Origin of the sequence: Bradyrhizobium sp. SZCCHNR1002, assembly GCF_032381435.1 — a bacterium.
GTDB lineage: Bacteria > Pseudomonadota > Alphaproteobacteria > Rhizobiales > Xanthobacteraceae > Bradyrhizobium > Bradyrhizobium aeschynomenes.
In genome coordinates this window covers 1059836-1074567 of the sequence record NZ_JAUHIS010000001.1, presented here as the reverse complement: position 1 = coordinate 1074567, position 14732 = coordinate 1059836, and the positions used below count along the sequence as shown (strand labels likewise).

Sequence of the window (14732 nt, the reverse complement as noted above, 5' to 3'; positions counted from 1 at the left end):
CAGAGTGCCCGAGCCGGCCAGCCTCGCGCAAGTCGGATGCGGCAGCGCCCGGAACGCCTCACTCATTCGCATCGAGCTGACGACCTTCTCGATCCAAATGCAAGTAATTCGCATTGAACAGGCCGGCGCTCATCAGGCGCTCGAGATCCGGCAGCACCAGCATCTTGCCCTTGAGCACGATCAGGTTGTTGGCCCGCAGCTCCTGAAGCGTGCGATTGACGTGGACCTTCGACAGCCCGGTTGCCTCGGCCAGATCCGCCTGGGTCAACGGGAAACTGCAGCTGTTGTCCTCGGCGAGGCCGGCGAGACGCAGCCGGAAGAACAGCTCGCACAGCAGATGTGCCATTCGTTCGGACGCGGTGCGCTGTCCGAGATTCATCGTCCACTCGCGCTGAATGGCGGCGTTGACCAGGGTTTCCCACCAGAATGCGGTGGCGATGCGCGGATAGCCGGTGCTGATCTCGTCGAAGAACTCGCGCGACAAATCGGCAATCGAGACTGGAGTGATGGTGCCGATCGAATGGTCCATCTCGCGCAGGATGAAGATGTTGAGGTCGCAGATGTCGCCGGGCAGGAAGAACGAGACGATCTGACGACGGCCATCCTCGAGTTGCTTGTAGCGGCAGGCCCAGCCGTTCAGGATGAGATGGACATCCTTCGGCTTCTCGCCTTCGCGGGCGATGTCGGTCCGTGGCGCAAAGGTCCTGACCCGCTGCACCGCTGCGCGGTTGAGCATCAGGCGGTCGGCCGCAGAGAGGCGGACGAAGTTCTCGAGCTTGCGTACAAGATGACTCAAAGAGCGGTTCCCCCGGGATCGCTTATAGGGGTTCCATGTGCTGCGACTACAATAACTTATGTTAGCATAATACCTCATCAGCTGCGCTTCTTTTTGCATGAGCGTTGGGACCGATGACAGCGTTGTTCCGGATGAGATCGCGTGGCCACACCCGCGAACGCGGAACGACGTTCGATCATCGCTGCAAGATCCCGTTGAACTACGGGGTCCGATGGAGTGCCGCGACAATCTGGCGATCGCCGACGTCCCGCGATTGATCCTGCCTCTAGGCTCCGCTGCCTAGTTTCCACACATCGTCAACTGGAAATGGATCATGCGAGTCGGTCGGCTCTCTGCGGTCAGCGCGATGCTGTTCACCGAGCGCTCGGACAGGCGCTTCCAATGCGTGATGAACTTGGAGGCCTTCCAGGCAAAGACGAGGTCCGGCCCGGACTGATCACGCCAGCTGCGAACGGCAGCTGATGCTGATCAGCAGGCCGGAGGGAAGAAGGCGCCGCGCCAGGAGGCGTAGTGCCATCCCGATGTGCCGACCACGATCCGCGCCATCATCATCCTCGCCGGGACGCCTGTCTTCGCCCAATCCAAGCGTTTGGATGCGGTCGAGCCTCGGCGTGGCACGGTCCAGCAGGCGAGGGGCATTGAGCGGCAACACGGTTCTCTGCCGCAGAGAGAGCGCTATCTGTCAGCAGCCTGCATGATCGGGGCGCTCAACAGCTCGTTGATGTGCGCGGCGGTCTCGGCCTGCAGCGCCTTCTTCAACAGGACGTCGCGTTCCAGTCCCGCAGGGAGCAGCTCAGCTGCATCGCGCGCGGCCGTGGCGGCCTGCTGCAGACGCTCCGCGAACGGGATGATCTGCTTGTGCCGGTTTCTCTTGAGGGTCATGGCCGAACTCCTGTCGTTCTGGACGGAAGAGTGCGGCATCGGCGCGTTCATGTCGCTAACACACGTTAGCGTGCAGTTCACGACGCGCGGAAGTCGGTTCCCGAAAGAACTGCCGCCGATCGAGCTGATTAGTTGTTTGACCTCTCCGGATCATTGCCGGGCACGCTCAGATGAACCTCGTGCCCTTGCTTGAGCGCCAGCGTCGCCGCCGCTGCCGCCGACTCGAATGCGGCTTCCTTGGTCGCATAGTCGCCGTGGACATTGCCGTCGTGCAGCACGCTCCAGTGATCTTCGACCGCGACGATTGCGTATTGAGCCAGTCCCATTCCCGTCCTCCATCCCACTGCGTGAGTGCGAATTCCCGCTGCCTGATGCGTTGCCGGCGTGCGAGCCCATGAGTGCGGCAGCCGCTGGGCGCCATGATCAGAGCGCGGTGCGCGACAGTCTCAACGGCTCTGGTTGAGCGGGCCACTGCCTCGCGCACTGTCGCTGGCCGTATCGTTGCCTGGGGCGGTCGGCGCGGCCGCCGCGGGGGCGCTCTGCTTCGAGGCCGCATTGCCGGTGGTCTGCTGGCTGGTCGCCTGCGCGTCCTGCCGTGGACCCTTGTCGCCGGCGAACGACCAGAACATCAGCGCGATGGCGGCGGCGACCACGACGATCGGGATCAGCAGGGCATAGGGCGTGTTGCTCTGCATTCCGGGGACGCGCGATCCGGCGCCGCTGGCGCGCTCGGCCTGATCGTGCGCCGCGATCGACGCACGCGTGTTCTCGTCGAGCCTGGCACGCTCGCCGGGACGCAACCGTCCGGACCGCGTCGCTGCATAAGCAAGGACGAGGCCGAGGATGACGATGCCGATCCCCCAACCCCAGAATGTTGCTGCTCCGCCGTCCATCGTTCGCCTCCCGCGCTGCTCGGCCCGACCGATCTCGTCGGCCGAGTGCACGACCAACGAGAGGGCGATGCATCCGTTCCAGATCGATGCGCCTCGCCGCCGCTTGACGGGCTGCTCAGGCCGGGCCCTCCGGAGGCGTCGCCGGGGGCCTGCTGGGGCCTACCGGGCAAGGCGATAGCCTGTTAAGCAACACCTGATTGCGGGACGAGGTCCCGAGCGACAGGAGAGAGGCATCGGCAATGATTCAGACGGTCGGCATCATCGGAGCAGGCACCATGGGCAACGGCATCGCGCAGGTGTGCGCGGCGGCCGGCCTGCCAATCGTCATGGTTGACATTTCCGAGCAGGCGGTGGCGCGTGGGCTCGCCACCGTCGGCTCGAGCCTCGATCGCCTGGTCAAGAAGGACAAGATGACGGTCGCCGACAAGGACAAGGCGCTGTCGCTCATCTCCGGCACCACGGACAAGGCCAAGCTGTCGAGCTGCGATCTGGTCATCGAGGCCGCGACCGAGAACGAGGAGCTCAAGCACAAGATCCTCAAGGACCTCTGCGCCGGCCTGAAGCCCGAGGCGCTGATCGCCACCAACACCTCGTCGATCTCGATCACCAAGCTCGCCACCGCGACCGACCGGCCTGACCGCTTCATCGGCATGCACTTCTTCAATCCCGTGCCGATGATGGCGCTGCTCGAGCTGATCCGCGGTCTGCAGACCTCCGACGCCACCCACGCTGCGGCGGCCGACTTCGCCAAGCGCATCGGCAAGGTGGCGATCACCGCCAAGAACAGTCCCGGCTTTGCCGTGAACCGCATCCTGTGCCCGATGATCAACGAGGCCATCTTCGCCTATTCGGAAGGGATTGCCACCGCTGCCGACATCGACGAAGGCATGAAGCTCGGCTGCAATCATCCGATCGGCCCGCTGGCGCTGGCGGACCTGATCGGACTCGATACGATGCTGTCGGTGATGGAGGTGTTCTACAACGGCTTCAACGATCCGAAATATCGCCCGGCGCCACTGCTGAAGGAAATGGTGGCCGCAGGGCAACTCGGACGTAAGACCGGCAAGGGCTTCTACGACTACAACAAGTAGTTGCTAGAACAAGTAGCTGCGGTACGCAGCCGAGAAGGAGTCGACGCGCGGCGGGTGTCGTTGGTCCGCCGTTGCTGCTCTAGCTCTACGCTTGAGGAAGAGCTCTACGCTTGAGGAAGCGTCTGCACGCCAGCTCGGTATGTCGCGTGCAATGTCGGGCATGGTGCAATGCCGGCTGTTGAGAGCGTGAGCGGATTTTGCTCCTTGCTTTGGCCATTGGCGCCATGAACGGCGCTATGTCCATTGGCGCTCTCGGCGGCTTTGCGCAATCACCACTCACGACTCGGTTACCCGGCGCCAGCGAGTCCGGTGGAGACTTCCGCATCGAAGATTCATCGCTCACGGCACAGCGCCGGGCCGGCAAGGGGCCATGCCTCGCTGATGCAGCCCTCTAAGCCGAGTCCCGGCGTGCCGTTCGTGAGTTGCCGCTATGCGATGGTCCGAAGCGATACCGTCGCATTCAGCGGTTCTGGTACGGAGGTGGAGTCATAGAGCCTCCTTGCAATCCGGTTTGCTTGCTGCCGTTGGCTCGCCGCTGCGATGCCGTGGATCGATCGTCGAGCAAACAAACGGCGCCGCGATGCTCCTCCTGCGCGCCGATGCTGTCAAGGCGCATCATGACGCAATGATGAATTCGACGTTACGCGGTTCCTGCGCCGTGATGGACCCATGCGTGTGATGACAAACGATCGAAAGTGACTAAATGAGACGGGCTGCCTGCAGAATGACTGAAGGCCGACCTGAGCATGGACGCGACAGAATGAGGCGCGCAGATGAGTTGCGGCGGCTCGAATGGCCGCGTTCATGTGTGATTGCAGTCGGGGCTGATAGGCTGGCAGCCGGAACCAAAAGAGCGGCGCAGCGTCTTGTCTGCCGCGATCAAGCAGGAGAACAGCGATGAAAGCAGCAACGATCACTCTGGCCGCGGTCGCGGCTCTCGTGTCGAGCCTGCCTGCGCTTGCCGCGGACCAAGGCGTTGCAGGCGTCGTGACGGGCATCAACCGTCTGAATGGAACCGTCGCCATCAAGCGCGTTCAGGCTGGAACAGTGGGGGCAAACGCCGCGGCGGAGGAGTTCAAGGTCAAGGACAATGCGATGATCGAGGAGGTTCATGCCGGTGATCGCGTCACGTTCTCGACCGCCGACGGCACCGGAGCGAAGACGATCATCAAGCTTGACCGACAGAAATAGCTTGGCCCCACCGAGGACGCGCGATGCGGCTGCGGGGACGTTTCGAGCGATGTTGCGCATGGTATCTTGCGCTGTGGCTGATCGTCGGTCTGTGTCCTGTCGCAAGGGCAGGGACCGATGATCTCTACCGGGCGCAAACCGTCGTCACCGGCCAGGGCGAGGACAATCGCCGGGCTGGCTTTGCGCTTTGCCTGGAGGATGTCCTCATCAAGGTGTCCGGCGCCTTTCAGCTCAGGGAGGATGAGAGGCTTGCGCCCCTCAAGTTGCGGGCGGGCGAATACGTCACGGGCTTCGACTATCACGACCAGATGTCGGGCAAGCCGAAGCGCGATGAGCAGGGGACACGCGACCGCCCCTATGACCTGACCGTGTCGTTCGATCGCGGCAAGGTCGACGATCTGCTGCGCTCATTCGACATCAATCCGTGGCTGGCGCCGCGGCCGTTGGTCGCGGCCGTGGTGGCAATGTCGTCGGGCAGCCGGACCTATCTCGTCACCTCCGACGATCGGCAGTCGGATCTGCAGCGCGATGCCTTGCGGGCCGCCGCGAGCAAGCGCGGCCTCACCATCCTCCTCCCTGCATCGCAGGCGGGCTCGATCGTGCTTGGCCGCGCCGAGCTGCCGCCTGCAACCCTCGCTGCGACGGTGCCGGGCGCCGAGGCGACGTTGCTGGGCCGGCTTACCTGGGACGATGCCGAGCTCGGCTGGGTCGTGCGATGGCAGCTTGATGCGGCAGGCGTGCAGCATCACTGGGAGTTTCGTGGTGTCACGTTCGATGAAGCGTTTCGCCGCGGATTGGGCGGTGTCGCGCAGATCCTTTCGCACAACGGCGCGCCGTGAGTCGCTGTCCGCCGAGCGCGGTCCTGACACGCTGACATACCGTTGCCTCCATGGGATTGCCGTGAGGTTGCCGCGATAGACTGCCACCATCCCTGTCATGTTCATGCCGGAGCGGCCGACGTCCCATGCGCGGGCGATGCGCCGCCGGAAGCGGACAGGAGGTGCTCGTGCTGAAGCTCACTACGTGTCTCGTCGCTGCGCTGATGCTCACGACGTCCGTATCGCTGGCTGCGGCTGCTCCGGGGCTGCTGCGCAAATCGGCCACGATGCGAGCAGGACCGGGCGCCGGCTTTCCGGTCGTCGAGCGCATTCCGGCGGGCACTCGTGTCACCATCCACGGCTGCATCCAGGGTGGGGCTTGGTGCGATGTCAGCGTCGATGGCGAACGCGGTTGGGTGGCGGCGAAGGCGCTCTCTTATCTATATCGTGAGCAGTACGTCTCTTTGCCCGAATATGTGGAATACGTGCCGGTGGCGCCGTTCGTATTGACCACGTATTGGAGCAGCTTCTACTTCGGACGGCCGTGGTTTCATCGCCATGCGTTCTGGAACCGCTACTGGCGTCACCATCCACCAGCGATGGCACACAATCCGCCGCAGCCCGGCACCAACATCGGCGGTGCAGGTCGCGGTCCTGCCGGGATGGGGCACCCCGTCGCCGGCACGCCTACCGGAACTGGCGGTCAGCCCATGCCGACGCCGCGCATGGCGACAGGATCGCCTGCACCACACCCGACAGGCCCCTCCGGACCGCGAATGCCGGGCGGCAATGCGCAGAGCGCGATGCCTGTCGGCATCGTGCAGCCTTCCATGGGGCGCATCAGCGGCCCGCCGCAGAGTGCACGTGCGCAAATGGGCGGCATGCGCGCCATCAGCGGGGGAGGAGCGCTCGCCGGCGCAGCCCCCCATTTCGGAAACTCGGGCATCAGTGGGCCGCGCATGGGCGCAAGCGTCGGCCGGGGCGGTGGTCGTTCCGGGCCCGGCGGTGGTTTCCGGCGACATTGACGCAGCCCGGGCTTGGCGGCGAGGCGCGGAAACGCCCGGCTCGTGGATGGCGACAAGCGAAGGCGATGACTACATGCGTGTGGTCGTCCTGCAATTGAACGCCATCCTCGGCTGCCGTGAAAAAGCTCGTGCTCCTGTTCCTGCTGCTCCTCGTCGCCCCGATCTCACTGTCCGCCGCAAACTATCTGCGCAGCGACCGCGGCAGCGGCTGGCAGGCGGCGGACCGGTCGAGCGCGGGATTGCTGCCGCCTCCCGAACAGAACGTCGATGCCGTCGTTCGCGTGTTCGCTGCACGGACGGTGCGCTGGCGCGGCATCTTCGCGGTCCACACCTGGATCGTCGTCAAGGACAAGGGCGCCCGGCGCTACACACGCTACGACTACACGGCGTGGGGCGAGCCGATCCGCATCGACGGTTTCGCGCCGGACGGGCGCTGGTTCGGTGCGCTGCCGGAAACCGTGCTGGCCGTTGATGGTGACGAAGCCGAGCGTGTGATTCCGAGGATTCGCAGCGTCATCGAGGGCTACCGCTTCCGCGCCTATGGCGACTACAATGCGTGGCCCGGACCGAACTCGAACACCTTCGTGCAGGCGGCTCTGAACGCCGTTCCTGAGCTGAACGCGGTGCTGCCTCCGACTGCGATCGGCAAGGACTTCCCCTATGACGGGTGGTGGGGACGTACGGCTTCCGGAACCGGTCTGTTCGTCTCACTGGGAGGCTATCTCGGTCTCACCGTGGGCTGGATCGAAGGGCTGGAGCTGAACGTCTTCGGCGGGGTCCTCGGCCTCGATGTGCGTCGGCCGGCTCTGAAGTTTCCCGGAATTGGCCGGCTCGGCCTGCCCCTGGCCTGAGACGGTCCTCGGCGGCCATCGATATTGCCTGGCACGGCCCTTGCTGCGATCCGTTCTGGCACCCCGCAATGTCGCGGATGCGCCATACGCCGGCGTCCTGGCGCGGACGCGCGTCGAGGTTCGCTTGGCGCGCATCGCGTGTGCCTGATTCGTTGCGCGGCGAGGGGAGACTGCTGATGAACACGCTGTTTGCGATCTGCGCGACCTACGAAGTCGATGACGGCAGCGCGCGCGGCTTCGTGCTGCAGCGGCGTGATCCGGATGGCAGCGCGAAGCCCTGGCCAATCCTGGTCACGCGCAAGGGCAACAACTTCTACGGATTCGAGAATGCCTGCCCGCATCAAGGCGCACGGCTCGACAAGCGTCCGGGGGAGTTCATGGATGAGGAGGGCAACTTCCTCGTCTGCAGCCAGCATGGGGCGCAATTCGATCTCGATACCGGACGGTGCTTCATTGGGCCTTGTCAGGGCAAGGCGCTGCAGCCGGTCCAACTCGTCATCGACGACGGCGACGTTTGTCTGTCTGGTGTGGATCTCGACGAGGAGGATGGGCTCGACATCGACGATCCCGAGGACGATGTCCCCGAGGTGCAGATCACCTCGGACTGACGTACCCCGCCGGCCGCCATCCGGGGATCAGCCCTTCTTGCGTTCGGCTCGACTGAAGTTGCTGAGATGTCCCTCACGGGCAGCCTGCGCGCGCGCTGCCTTGATCATGCCGGGGCTCCGCGCCGGCGGCGCCGGCAGCGAGGGCAGACGGGCGAGCTTGCGGCCGCCGCAGGTGGGGCACACCGGCTTTTCCGAAATCCCGATCAGCAACTCGACGTCCTGCGCGCAGGTGGCGCAATGGAAGCTGTAGAACGGCATGACACGCATCCCTTCGTTGACACGAGGGGGTGTTGCAGGAAGCGGGCCAGCGGTGAGCTGGCCTGAAAAACGCCGCTGCTGGGCTCATTTGCGCACAAGCAGCGCCGTTTTCCTTCCGCGCTTGTCCCGAACGCGACGTCGCGAGCGTCCAACGTTCGACAGTGCTGCACGCGACGGCGGATCCGGCGGCCGGTCCCGTGGATCCGGGCGCCAGCCGGCCGGGGACGCGATCAGGCGTGGGTCTTCGGCACGTACTTGCCGGCGACGCACTTGTAACTCTGCAGATGCCACTCGTGGTAAGGACCCTTCGACATCCAGTCTGCGATGCCAATCTGCGCACTGACTGCGCATGATGCCATCGTGATGCCGGACATCTCGCTGTTGGTAACGACCTTCTCCATGCAGAGCTGGCCGTTGCATAGCATTGCGACGAGAGTGACGAGCACGTTGATTCTGCCTCCAAAGAGTGGGACCCGGTGAGGATCGAGAAAGCAGAGTTCATGCCAAGTTATGAATCCAGGCCGTGCTGCTACGGGAAGGATTGATACGGGTGTCACTTCATGGCGACAGAAACGTGATGGATTCACTGCTTACGTCACGCATCGCTCCGACGGCCGATCTCCTGCGCTGCTGATCAGTTGGCTGTTTGGATGTAGCTGCGTCCACTCCGCTTCAATTTGAGCTACGATCCGTCGTTCGCCCAAGCCAAACTGCAGGCAGCGCCTGCGCAGTCCTGAGGCGTTCCGGGGCGGTTGTCCTGAAGGCCCCGGTTCGCCGCTGCATTCCGAATGCGGGCAGCGTTCGGATACCGTATTTCACACGGACGTGACGGGGGCGATAGGCGGCGGACTTGCGCCCTCGGGCGGCGGTTCCGTAGGAAGACGGACCATTCTGGGGGACGTGATGACAGTCGATTTCACCCGCCGCGCGCTTCTTGAGCTGGCCGGCGTTTCATCGATCACAATGGCCGCCGTCGCCGCCGCGCGCGCTGAGGGCGGCGGCGAGAGCACCGCGCCGGGCCCGACCTTCGCGAGCCGGACGCCGATTCGGATCGGCATGGTGACCTTGCGCGTGAACGATCCCGACAAGGTCGCCGGCTTCTACCGCGACGTCATCGGCCTCTCGGTGCTGCAGCGGACGGAGGCGTCGGTCCGGCTCGGCGCCGGCGGCGTGGCGCTGGTCGAGCTCGAGCCGCGCCCGGATGCGAACCGCGAATCGCCGCGCGCCGCCGGGTTGTTTCACACCGCCTTCCTGATGCCGACCCGCAAGGACCTCGCGCGCTGGCTGGTGCATGTCGCGCGCAACCGCACGCCGCTGACCGGCTTTGCCGACCACAATGTCAGCGAGGCCGTCTATCTCGACGATCCCGAAGGTAACGGCGTCGAGGTCTACGCCGACCGCGCCCCCGAGTTGTGGCAGTGGCGCGACGGCTCGGTTCGCATGGGCACGGAGCAGCTCGACGTCGACGATCTGGTCGCGCTCACCGATGCGCGCACCACGAACTACGCCGGAGCGCCGGAGGACTTGCGGATCGGTCATGTCCATCTGAAGGTCGGCGATATCGGTCAGGCGGCGGCGTTCTACACCGGGCTGATCGGCCTCAGCCCGACGCGCACGATCGACCGCGCCGCCTTCCTGTCGTCAGGCCGCTATCACCATCACATCGGCGCCAACACCTGGCGCAGCGCCGGCGCCGGCCGCCGTGACGATGGCACCACCGGCTTGTCCTGGTTCTCCTTCGAGGTTCGCGGCGAAGAGCTCCTCGCTGGACAGGAGGCGCGGCTGCGTCGGGCCGGTGCCGCGCTGACGACGCTCACGAATGGTTTGGAGACCGCGGATCCCTGGGGCACCAGGGTCCGTTTGATCCGGGCGTGATGGTCCAGGTGTCTGGCGGCCCATCGGCTGTCAAAACGCAAGCCGGCGGTGCGGGATCGTCCGCTCAGGCTTCGTTGAGGCCTGCGCCCCGATCCGTCAGCACCTTCTGGCCTTTCGCCGTCAGCTCGTAGATGTCACCATCCTTGGCGACGTAGCCCTCGCGGATCAGGCCGTCGATCTCGTCCTGACGCGCGGGGGAGAAGGCGATCGCCTGACCGATATCCGCAAGCGTTGCGATCTGGTCGTCCGTCAGCATGGTCATTCTCCCGTTGTTCAACCGAACGCCGCGGCGTCGCGAAATGTTCCGGGAGGAATGAAGGCTAGGCCTTGCGCACGAACTCCGATTTCAAGTTCATCTGGCCGATGCCGTCGATCTTGCAGGCGATGTTGTGGCCGTCGCTGGCTTCCTGCAGGCGGATGTTGCGCACCTTGGTGCCGCCCTTCACCACCGAGGAGGAGCCTTTCACTTTGAGGTCCTTGATGACGATGACGCTGTCGCCATCAGCAAGGACATTGCCGTTGGCGTCGCGGATGCTGGTGTCGTCATCGGCCGCAGCGGCACCGGTGGCGTCACCGCTCCATTCGTGACCGCATTCCGGACAGACCCACAAGGCGCCGTCCTGATAAGCGTGCTCGGAGCGGCATTGCGGGCAGGTCATCGCGTCGGTCATCTCATCCTCGGGCGCTGGCAGAAGCGTGGCGCAGCGTTAGAGGCTCGCATGGAACCGGGCAAGGAAAATCGCCTCGGGCCACAGTCGCAGCGCGCGTTGCAGAGACATCGCGCGCCGTCGTTGTCGAGATGTCGCTGGCCGAGCCAGCCTCGTCTCAGGCCGCCTTCTTCTCGGGGACCTTCGCGGTCTCCGTCTCGGCCGCTTCCATGGCCCGCATATAGGTGTCGAGCAGCGTCTCGTGCTCGTCGCGCTCGTCCTGGTCCTGCTTCCGCAGCTTGATGATCTCCTTCAGGATCTTGACGTCGAAGCCCTCGCCCTTGGCCTCGGCGAACACTTCCTTCTTCTGCTCGTTCAGTTCCGCCAACTCGCCGTCGAGGTGCTCGATCCGCTCGACGAAGGACCGGATGCGCGCGCCGGGAATGCCGATCTCTGACATGGTGACTCCTGTACTAATGGGATGGAGAAAATGCGCGGCAGTTCGTTGCCAATGTCTTAACGCCGGCGCCTTGCCCACAGCGGCACGTCCGACGTGCTTAACGGGGAACCGGCCGGGCTGCCGATGCTGCCGTGTGGAGACGATGCGTCAGCTCCGCTCCGATGCTGCGAGCTTCTGAAACTGCTTCTTCATCGCATTGACCTTGCGGAGATAGCCCGCCACCGAGTGGTCGCCGCAGCGCTCGCCATCGTCGGGCTTGAAGCCGCGGCGTGCGAAGCCGGCGCCAGGACCTGAGCCGCAGAGATGGATCACGGCGGCGAGATCCTGCCTCTGCTGTGCCGTCGGCTTTGCGGCAGGGTGCCGCGCGAGAACCGAAGCGACCTGACGGTCGAGCGAGATCACCGTGAGCGCCACCGCGTGTGCCGGCCAGGCGCGAACGTACAGGCTCGGCGATCCGCAGCCGTCGCTGACGACCTCATGATCGCGGATGCAGAAACGGGATGCGTCGGCAAACGCGCCATCCGTCATCTGGAACAAGCCCACGGCGCTCGAGGCCGGCTGATACAGCGCGAACGGATTCCACGCCAGGCGCCAGCGCCAATAGGTGCGCGCCACCGGATTGCCGGAGCTCTCGGTCTGCGCGAGAGCTGCCAGCAGCTCCGCCGTGATCGCGCGCGTCGCATGCTCGCGGAACAGCGCGCCGTATTGCCGCCACGTCTCGTCCGGCTCCTTGTCGAGCGAATGGCCGGTCACCACGAACAACTCGGTCGGCTTGCGGACGACGTGATAGGCCAGATTGACCAGCGCGAAGGTGCCGAGCGCCAGCACGGCTATGCAGCCCAGCTTGAGCCACCGCGGCGCTGCGTTCGCCGTCCGCCCCAGCCACCGCGCAGCGCGTGGTGCGATTCGCACCACGTCACGCCGCAGCCTGCGCCAACGGCGGCCCCTTTGCGGCTTGCGCGATTTTTGTTGGAGTGGAGCAGGGCTGTTCGGCAACTGATTACCTCGGCTGTCGGTGTGCCGGTCCATGGTTAAGGAAGAATTTGTGCAATTGCGCCATCCTGCCACTTTCTGGTGTGAGGCGGTGCGTGATGAAGAAGTCGGTCAGTACCCTGCTGATGGTGCTCCTGTCGGTCCTGGCGGCGGGCATCCTGGTGTCGACGGCAATCCTGATGAGCGGTGCTGCCGGCCGCTATCGCGAGAGCGTGGCGACCGAGCAGCTGACGGCGGCGGACAAGGCGATCTTCCAGAACGTCCTGGTGATGCGCGCCCATCGCGGCGACATCCAGAGCGTGCTGCTCAGCGAGGACGATCCGCGCGCCAAGCTCACCGACTATCAGGCCATCGAGGCCAAGGGCTATGACGGCATCGTCACGGCGCTCGCTGGCGTCGACATGCCCGAGCGGGATGATCTCACGGCCAGGCTGAAATCGAGCTGGGAGGCGACGGTTCCGCAGTTCAGGCTGCTGTTCGACGAGGCCGCCAAGCCGCGGCCCGAGCGGGTGCTCGCACGCACCCAGGCCTGGTACGACGCGATGACCAAGACGCTCGACGCCGCCAATGCGGCCTCGCTCGCGGTGTCCAACCGGGCCTGGATGACCGACCCGACCATCGCCAAGATGGTGCAGGCGCGGCGGCTGGCCTGGCAGGTCCGCGACCGCTACGGGCTGCAATGCTCGGCGATGCGACCCAACATCAACAGCTCCAAGCCGCTCGACGACGCGCAAAAGGGCACGATCGGCCAGTGGCGCGGCACCGTCGCGGCCGGCTGGGCCGGTCTCGACGACCTCCTGGCCGGCGCCGGCAGCGCCCAGCTCACCTCGGTCGTGAAGTCCTCGCGCGCCGAGGTCGATGCCGCGCATCAGCGCATGGACCAGCTCACCAAGGGCTTCGACGGCAGCGGCAAGCCGGCGATGCCGGCCCCCGAATGGAACGCGTTCTGCCAGGGCCCGTTCGCCGGCATCATCGCCATCGGCATGACCGCGCTCGACGGCGCGATCGCGCGTGCCGAGGCGATCAGGACCGCGGCGCTGAGCAGCCTGATCGTGCAGTCCATCGCCTTCCTCGCCGCGCTCGTGGTGGCCGGCCTGGCGCTGCGCGCGGTCCGCGTCCGCCTGGTGCGCCCGGTCGGCGCGCTGATGCAGGCGATCCAGCGCATCGGCCAGCGCGACTACCAGACTCCCGTGCCGCAATTCGCCCATGCCGACGAGTTCGGCGCGATGGCCGCCGCGCTCGAGGGCCTGCGCGAGAGCGCGGCCACCGCCGACCAGCTGTCGCGCGAGCGCGAGCTCGACCAGGGCCGCCGGCTGGAGCGCTCGCAGGCGATCGACAGCGCCTGCCGGAGCTTCGACGACACCGTGCAGGCGGTCATCGTCAGCATGAGCGGCTCCACTGGCCAGCTCGACACCTCCGCCACCGACGTGCGCCGGCTGGTGGACGATTCCACCGAGCAGACTGCCGCGGTGGCCAGCGCCGCGGAGACCGCGACCAGCAATCTCGAGACCATCGCCGCGGCCACCGAGGAGCTGACGGCCTCGGTCTCCGAGATCGCCGCCCAGGTGCAGGCCTCCGCGGCCGACGCCCGCCAGGCGGTCGAGAGGGCGGCGCAGACCAACGCCACCGTCGAGATGCTCGACCGCGCCGCCAACCGCATCGGCGAGGTGGTCAAGATGATCACCGCGATCGCCAGCCAGACCAACCTGCTGGCGCTCAACGCCACCATCGAGGCGGCGCGCGCCGGCGAGGCCGGCCGCGGCTTCGCGGTGGTCGCCGGCGAGGTCAAGAACTTGGCGGCGCAGACCGCGACCGCCACCGACGACATCACCCGGCAGATCGCCGAGATCCAGGCCGCCACCGGCGAGTCGGTCGAGGCGATCCGCGCCATCAGCCTCAACATCTCCGGCATCGACGAGAAGATGACCGCGATCGCCGCCGCCGTCGAGGAGCAGCGCGCCGCCACCACCGAGATCTCGCGCAACTTCCAGCAGGCCGCGCTGGGCACCCGCGCCGTGACCGACACGATCGGTTCGGTCGCCGCGCTCAACCGCCAGACCGGCAATGCGGGAACTGCGATGGTCGAGTCCGTGCGCCGCATGTCCGATGATGCCGATCGTTTTCGCGTGGCGGTCGAGGGCTTCCTCGGCACCGTGCGCAAGGCGTAGCACCGCCCGCGCGAGTGCGATCCCGCGGCGCAGATGGCGCCCGAGGCTTGCCGGTCGTCGGCCCTCCGAAGCGAGAGGGCGCGGGGAATGCCGGGCGCTGGCCGCACCCATGGCCCGCCTGCAGAAGATAAGCAGGCGGCAGTCACCACAGGTTCAGCCGAGAACACCCGGCATTC

General features: G+C 65.8%; 18 protein-coding genes and 1 pseudogene. 8 read left to right on the top strand and 11 right to left on the bottom strand.

Annotated features, from left to right (window positions below; translation table 11 throughout):
- Positions 1-58 precede the first annotated feature (58 nt).
- The 5 genes and pseudogenes from QX108_RS04760 to QX108_RS04740 form a co-directional block, all read right to left on the bottom strand.
- A complete protein-coding gene (locus tag QX108_RS04760; RefSeq protein WP_315726196.1) occupies positions 59-796 on the bottom strand; it encodes a Crp/Fnr family transcriptional regulator in 738 nt (245 codons plus the stop codon).
- A gap of 324 nt (positions 797-1120) precedes the next feature.
- Positions 1121-1255: pseudogene (locus QX108_RS33485) on the bottom strand (DUF72 domain-containing protein); the annotation flags it as partial.
- A gap of 216 nt (positions 1256-1471) precedes the next feature.
- Positions 1472-1678 (bottom strand): hypothetical protein, encoded by a 207-nt coding sequence (locus QX108_RS04750; protein ID WP_315779288.1) that lies wholly within the window; start codon positions 1676-1678, stop codon positions 1472-1474.
- Positions 1679-1806: 128 nt separating this feature from the next.
- The gene (locus tag QX108_RS04745) at positions 1807-2004 is read right to left on the bottom strand and encodes a hypothetical protein (protein ID WP_042340824.1); all 198 of its coding nucleotides are present in this window, start codon (positions 2002-2004) and stop codon (positions 1807-1809) included.
- 120 nt (positions 2005-2124) lie between these two features.
- Positions 2125-2571, bottom strand: a complete 447-nt coding sequence (locus QX108_RS04740; RefSeq protein ID WP_315720358.1) for a hypothetical protein — start codon at positions 2569-2571, stop codon at positions 2125-2127.
- 239 nt (positions 2572-2810) lie between these two features.
- Between QX108_RS04740 and QX108_RS04735 the strand changes: the two genes are divergently transcribed.
- From QX108_RS04735 to QX108_RS04710, 6 genes are all read left to right on the top strand, one after another.
- Entirely contained in the window at positions 2811-3662 is an 852-nt protein-coding gene (locus tag QX108_RS04735; RefSeq protein ID WP_315720357.1) for a 3-hydroxybutyryl-CoA dehydrogenase, read from the top strand.
- Between the two features lie 897 nt (positions 3663-4559).
- Positions 4560-4853, top strand: a complete 294-nt coding sequence (locus QX108_RS04730; protein WP_172109489.1) for a copper-binding protein — start codon at positions 4560-4562, stop codon at positions 4851-4853.
- A 23-nt stretch (positions 4854-4876) separates the two neighbouring features.
- A complete protein-coding gene (locus QX108_RS04725) occupies positions 4877-5692 on the top strand; it encodes a DUF2066 domain-containing protein (protein WP_315779285.1) in 816 nt (271 codons plus the stop codon).
- Between the two features lie 167 nt (positions 5693-5859).
- Complete coding sequence (locus tag QX108_RS04720) at positions 5860-6696, top strand: SH3 domain-containing protein (protein WP_315779283.1); 837 nt, start codon at positions 5860-5862, stop codon at positions 6694-6696.
- A gap of 128 nt (positions 6697-6824) precedes the next feature.
- Positions 6825-7547 carry a DUF3750 domain-containing protein gene (locus QX108_RS04715; protein WP_315726194.1) on the top strand — a complete coding sequence of 241 codons (723 nt, stop codon included), beginning with the start codon at positions 6825-6827 and terminating at the stop codon, positions 7545-7547.
- Positions 7548-7723: 176 nt separating this feature from the next.
- Positions 7724-8155, top strand: a complete 432-nt coding sequence (locus QX108_RS04710; RefSeq protein ID WP_172109486.1) for a Rieske (2Fe-2S) protein — start codon at positions 7724-7726, stop codon at positions 8153-8155.
- A 27-nt stretch (positions 8156-8182) separates the two neighbouring features.
- On the opposite strand, the gene QX108_RS04705 is transcribed toward QX108_RS04710, so the two are convergent.
- Together QX108_RS04705 and QX108_RS04700 are read right to left on the bottom strand one after the other, a co-directional pair.
- Positions 8183-8413: an FmdB family zinc ribbon protein gene (locus QX108_RS04705; protein WP_172109485.1), complete on the bottom strand. Its 231-nt coding sequence runs from the start codon at positions 8411-8413 to the stop codon at positions 8183-8185.
- Positions 8414-8643: 230 nt separating this feature from the next.
- Complete coding sequence (locus QX108_RS04700) at positions 8644-8859, bottom strand: hypothetical protein (RefSeq protein ID WP_172109484.1); 216 nt, start codon at positions 8857-8859, stop codon at positions 8644-8646.
- Between the two features lie 457 nt (positions 8860-9316).
- Here QX108_RS04700 and QX108_RS04695 point away from each other — a divergent pair, with 457 nt between their 5' ends.
- Entirely contained in the window at positions 9317-10288 is a 972-nt protein-coding gene (locus QX108_RS04695; protein ID WP_315779280.1) for a VOC family protein, read from the top strand.
- A 64-nt stretch (positions 10289-10352) separates the two neighbouring features.
- Here QX108_RS04695 and QX108_RS04690 read toward each other — a convergent pair whose 3' ends face one another.
- From QX108_RS04690 to QX108_RS04675, 4 genes are all read right to left on the bottom strand, one after another.
- Positions 10353-10544 (bottom strand): hypothetical protein, encoded by a 192-nt coding sequence (locus QX108_RS04690; protein ID WP_172132070.1) that lies wholly within the window; start codon positions 10542-10544, stop codon positions 10353-10355.
- 64 nt (positions 10545-10608) lie between these two features.
- Positions 10609-10959 carry a zinc ribbon domain-containing protein YjdM gene (locus tag QX108_RS04685; RefSeq protein WP_172109481.1) on the bottom strand — a complete coding sequence of 117 codons (351 nt, stop codon included), beginning with the start codon at positions 10957-10959 and terminating at the stop codon, positions 10609-10611.
- A gap of 154 nt (positions 10960-11113) precedes the next feature.
- Entirely contained in the window at positions 11114-11395 is a 282-nt protein-coding gene (locus QX108_RS04680; protein WP_172109480.1) for a DUF2312 domain-containing protein, read from the bottom strand.
- A gap of 147 nt (positions 11396-11542) precedes the next feature.
- Complete coding sequence (locus tag QX108_RS04675) at positions 11543-12322, bottom strand: transglycosylase SLT domain-containing protein (RefSeq protein WP_315779510.1); 780 nt, start codon at positions 12320-12322, stop codon at positions 11543-11545.
- A gap of 164 nt (positions 12323-12486) precedes the next feature.
- On the opposite strand from QX108_RS04675, the gene QX108_RS04670 reads away from it, so the two are divergent.
- Positions 12487-14556 carry a methyl-accepting chemotaxis protein gene (locus tag QX108_RS04670; RefSeq protein ID WP_315779277.1) on the top strand — a complete coding sequence of 690 codons (2070 nt, stop codon included), beginning with the start codon at positions 12487-12489 and terminating at the stop codon, positions 14554-14556.
- The last annotated feature ends 176 nt before the right edge of the window (positions 14557-14732 follow it).

Bases quoted from the DNA above. Each gene is read 5' to 3' on its own strand.
- QX108_RS04695 (WP_315779280.1), top strand. From the start codon at position 9,317: ATGACAGTCGATTTCACCCGCCGCGCGCTTCTTGAGCTGGCCGGCGTT.
- QX108_RS04735 (WP_315720357.1), top strand. From the start codon at position 2,811: ATGATTCAGACGGTCGGCATCATCGGAGCAGGCACCATGGGCAACGGC.
- QX108_RS04670 (WP_315779277.1), top strand. From the start codon at position 12,487: ATGAAGAAGTCGGTCAGTACCCTGCTGATGGTGCTCCTGTCGGTCCTG.
- QX108_RS04730 (WP_172109489.1), top strand. From the start codon at position 4,560: ATGAAAGCAGCAACGATCACTCTGGCCGCGGTCGCGGCTCTCGTGTCG.
- QX108_RS04685 (WP_172109481.1), bottom strand. From the start codon at position 10,959: ATGACCGACGCGATGACCTGCCCGCAATGCCGCTCCGAGCACGCTTAT.
- QX108_RS04680 (WP_172109480.1), bottom strand. From the start codon at position 11,395: ATGTCAGAGATCGGCATTCCCGGCGCGCGCATCCGGTCCTTCGTCGAG.
- QX108_RS04705 (WP_172109485.1), bottom strand. From the start codon at position 8,413: ATGCCGTTCTACAGCTTCCATTGCGCCACCTGCGCGCAGGACGTCGAG.
- QX108_RS04710 (WP_172109486.1), top strand. From the start codon at position 7,724: ATGAACACGCTGTTTGCGATCTGCGCGACCTACGAAGTCGATGACGGC.
- QX108_RS04750 (WP_315779288.1), bottom strand. From the start codon at position 1,678: ATGACCCTCAAGAGAAACCGGCACAAGCAGATCATCCCGTTCGCGGAG.
- QX108_RS04690 (WP_172132070.1), bottom strand. From the start codon at position 10,544: ATGCTGACGGACGACCAGATCGCAACGCTTGCGGATATCGGTCAGGCG.
- QX108_RS04745 (WP_042340824.1), bottom strand. From the start codon at position 2,004: ATGGGACTGGCTCAATACGCAATCGTCGCGGTCGAAGATCACTGGAGC.
- QX108_RS04740 (WP_315720358.1), bottom strand. From the start codon at position 2,571: ATGGACGGCGGAGCAGCAACATTCTGGGGTTGGGGGATCGGCATCGTC.
- QX108_RS04725 (WP_315779285.1), top strand. From the start codon at position 4,877: ATGCGGCTGCGGGGACGTTTCGAGCGATGTTGCGCATGGTATCTTGCG.